Origin of the sequence: Novosphingobium sp. ST904, from assembly GCF_001298105.1 — a bacterium.
Classification (GTDB): Bacteria; Pseudomonadota; Alphaproteobacteria; order Sphingomonadales; family Sphingomonadaceae; genus Novosphingobium.
Genome location: NZ_LGJH01000051.1, coordinates 1 through 3161, shown reverse-complemented (window position 1 = coordinate 3161; position 3161 = coordinate 1). Strand labels below are relative to the sequence as shown.

4 protein-coding genes are annotated in these 3161 nt (G+C 63.2%); 3 read left to right on the top strand and 1 reads right to left on the bottom strand.

Features of this window, described 5'->3' with window-relative positions; translation table 11 throughout:
• The first annotated feature begins 107 nt into the window (after positions 1-107).
• The 3 genes from ADT71_RS00415 to ADT71_RS00405 all read left to right on the top strand — a co-directional run bounded on the left by ADT71_RS00415 (position 108) and on the right by ADT71_RS00405 (position 2608).
• The gene (locus ADT71_RS00415) at positions 108-554 is read left to right on the top strand and encodes a transposase (RefSeq protein ID WP_231635446.1); all 447 of its coding nucleotides are present in this window, start codon (positions 108-110) and stop codon (positions 552-554) included.
• Positions 551-904 carry an IS66 family insertion sequence element accessory protein TnpB gene (tnpB, locus tag ADT71_RS00410; protein ID WP_054434134.1) on the top strand — a complete coding sequence of 118 codons (354 nt, stop codon included), beginning with the start codon at positions 551-553 and terminating at the stop codon, positions 902-904. The genes ADT71_RS00415 and tnpB overlap by 4 nt, the downstream gene beginning before the upstream one ends.
• Before the next feature lie 129 nt (positions 905-1033).
• Positions 1034-2608, top strand: a complete 1575-nt coding sequence (locus ADT71_RS00405; RefSeq protein ID WP_054434139.1) for an IS66 family transposase — start codon at positions 1034-1036, stop codon at positions 2606-2608.
• Positions 2609-2742: 134 nt separating this feature from the next.
• On the opposite strand, the gene ADT71_RS32525 is transcribed toward ADT71_RS00405, so the two are convergent.
• The gene (locus ADT71_RS32525; protein ID WP_231635445.1) at positions 2743-2904 is read right to left on the bottom strand and encodes a hypothetical protein; all 162 of its coding nucleotides are present in this window, start codon (positions 2902-2904) and stop codon (positions 2743-2745) included.
• Between the last annotated feature and the right edge of the window lie 257 nt (positions 2905-3161).

The following is a 3161-nucleotide window of genomic DNA, read 5'->3' as shown; positions in this document are numbered from 1 at the left end:
GTAAGCGTCCGCCCTCCGGCGTGTTGCGGCATTCAGGCTCGGGGCTGATGGACCTCCGCTAAGGGGTCTCTTTCTGGACTCCAGAAGGAGGCCAAGTGAAGGATCGGTTGGAGATCATCGCGCGCACCGAGCGGCGCAGGAAGTTTTCGGATGTCGAGAAGGCAGCGATCCTCGCCGAGGCGGATGCAGACGGCGTATCGGTCCGGCAGGTTGCTGAGCGCCATGAGATTGCCGAGAGCCTGATCTATAACTGGCGGTCGGCGCGCCGCCAGGCAGCGGCCATTGCCAGTGAGGCGCTCGAGTTCATTCCCTACGGGGCGATCATAACGACGGAGCCTGCGGCCGCGCCGACAGTGCCCGAGCCCCAGAAGGCGCCGCGACCTGTTTCGTCACCGATGCCGTCAGCGTCGGAAGAGCTGATCCGCCCGCATCCCGGTGCCCGCCCCGGCGCAATAGACATAAACTTGCCCAGCGGCGTTCGCCTGTCGGTGGACAGCTACGTCAACGAGAAGGCATTGGCCCGCGTGCTACGGGCATTCCGGGACGTGTCGTGATTTCGCTGGCGCCCGGAACCAAGGTCTATCTGGCAAGCAAGCCGGTCAGCATGCGGCTCGGTTTCGACGGGCTGGCGGCGCTGGTCCGCCCGCTATTTGCGGTCGAGCCTTATGGCGGCCATGTCTTCCTGTTCCGCAGCAAAAGCGGCAACTACCTGAAGGCCCTGCATTGGGACGGGAGCGGGCTTTGCCTGTTCGCCAAGCGTTTGGAACGCAGCCGTTTCGTCTGGCCGCCGCTCATCGAAGGCGGTGTCGTGCTGACCCCGGCGCAGTTTGCGCTGCTGATCGAAGCGATGGATTGGCGGCGCACAGTGGCCCCCGATCCGCCTCGCCTGCCGGAGCAGATTTGACGCGATAATCGCCGCATTTCCGGGCTTTCTGCTTGGGCGGAAGACCGGATTCTGCTATCGGGAAGCGTGTCTCCCGACGATCTCGAACTCCCTGTTGATCCCGCAGAACTGCGCGCTTTTGCCGCGGCGATGCGCGCACGTCTGGCTGCCTCGGAACAGGCGCTGGAAGCCGAACGGGCGGCCCATGAAGCGACCCGCGAGAAGCTCGAGACGGCCCAGAACTCGATTAAGCTGACGGCGCTGCAGATCGAGAAGTTCAAGGTTCAACTGGCCCGCCTCCGGCGCATGAAGTTCGGTCAGTCGTCGGAACGCCTTGCTCTTCAGGCCGATCAACTCGAGCTGACGCTGGAGGATCTCGAGGCCGAGCATGCCCATGCCGAGTGCGTGATCGAGGGGCATGTGCCCGAAGATGCTTCGGCCAAGGCTGCCCCTCGCAAGCCTCGCCGTGCTCCGCTGCCCGACCATCTCCCTCGCGACGAGGTTATGCACGCAGCGCCGGATGCCGACGGCTGTTCCGCCTGTGGGGGCACGATGGGCAAGCTCGGCGAGGACGTAACCGAAGTGCTGGAATATGTCCCTGGCCGCTTCCGCGTCGTCCGTCATGTCCGGCCCAAGCTTTCCTGCAACCGCTGCGATGCGATCAGCCAGGCACCGGCCCCGGCGCTTCCCGTGCCGCGCGGCCGTGCTGGTCCCGGCCTGCTGGCCCACGTCATCGTCGCCAAGTTCGCCGATCACCTGCCGCTGTATCGCCAGTCGCAGATTTACGCCCGCGAGGGTGTGGAGATCAGCCGATCGACGATGGCCGATTGGCTGGGCCAGGCAAGCTGGCTGCTGCAGCCGCTCGTCGATCGGATCGCCGATCACGTTATGGCCAGCGTGAAGCTCCACGCCGACGATACACCCGTTCCCGTGCTGGCGCCGGGGACCGGGAAGACGGCAACCGGGCGATTATGGGTTTACCTTCGCGATAACCGACGATGGAGCCATCTGGATAAACCAGCAGCGCTGTTCCGGTACAGCCCTGATCGCAAGGGCGAGCGACCGCGCGAGCACCTCAAGACCTTTGCGGGCTTCCTGCAGGCCGATGCCTATGCCGGTTTCGAGCGTCTCTACGCGAGTGACCGCAAGCCAGCGCCAATCACGCCGGTTGCATGCTGGGCCCATGCCCGACGCAAGCTGAACGATGTCTACAAGGCAGACCCGAACTCGGCTGCGCTCGATGGGCTGCAGATGATCGGCGAGCTTTACGATGTCGAACGGCAGATCGTGCGTGAGCCGGCAGATTTCCGCCGCAAGGCTCGGAAGCTCTCAAAGCTCAAGGCGCTGGATTTCTTCGCGTGGGCCGACGAGGTGCTGTCCAGAGCATCGGCCCGATCGCCGCTGGCCGAGGCGCTGCGTTATGCGGTGAAGCTGAAGCCGCAACTGCTCGCCTACACCGACGACGGCAGGCTGGAGATCGACAACAATCCGGCGGAGAACGCCCTGCGGAGCATCTGCCTCGGACGGAAGAATTGGCTTTTCGCGGGTGCGGACTGCGGCGGCGAGCGTGCCGCCGCTATGTATTCGCTGCTGGAAACGGCAAAGCTTAATGGCGTCAATCCGCAGGAGTGGCTGGCCGATGTGTTCGACCGCATCGGCAAGGGCCACCCGATCAATCGGATCGACGAACTGCTGCCGTGGGAATGGTCCTCCCGGCAGGCGTGACCGCGCATTTTTGGGTGAGAAGCGGACCATCGAGTTTACGACAGGCGGTTAATCATATGATCGGTACGGACGGCCACGCCCACGTTCCCGGGCGGTCTGGTGAGGTAGCCGCGTCTCAAATCGTCTGAGCTGTTTCAGATGGTCAGGGTCGAACCGAACCGCACGCCGTAACCAATATCTGTAGGATGCAAGATCGCCTCGATTGAAAGCATCCATGGCAAGGTGTTGTGCAGCATATTCGTAGCCGCCTCTATGCGCTCGATAATACAGGCCAGCCCTGCTGAACCGGTCCGCAACCTGCCCCTCCATAGGAAAGGTGTCGGCGAGCGTGACCATTGCCGAGAAATCGCCGCCCAAGGCGAGATGCCACAAGATGGGCTCGCACAGACCACACCCGTGCTCGTCCTTGATCGACCAATACCGCTTCCAGAGAGCGTCACGTTTTGTGGGGCTGTTTCGCGCTATCATTCATTCAAACTACACCGCAGCCTTGAGATCGCAACATTCGCTCTGGGGCGTCTCCTACCGTCAACGGTCGAGGTCGGACGCTTAC

Coding starts and splice junctions, on each gene's coding strand:
- ADT71_RS00405 (WP_054434139.1), top strand. CDS start 1,034: ATGCGCGCACGTCTGGCTGCCTCGGAACAGGCGCTGGAAGCCGAACGG.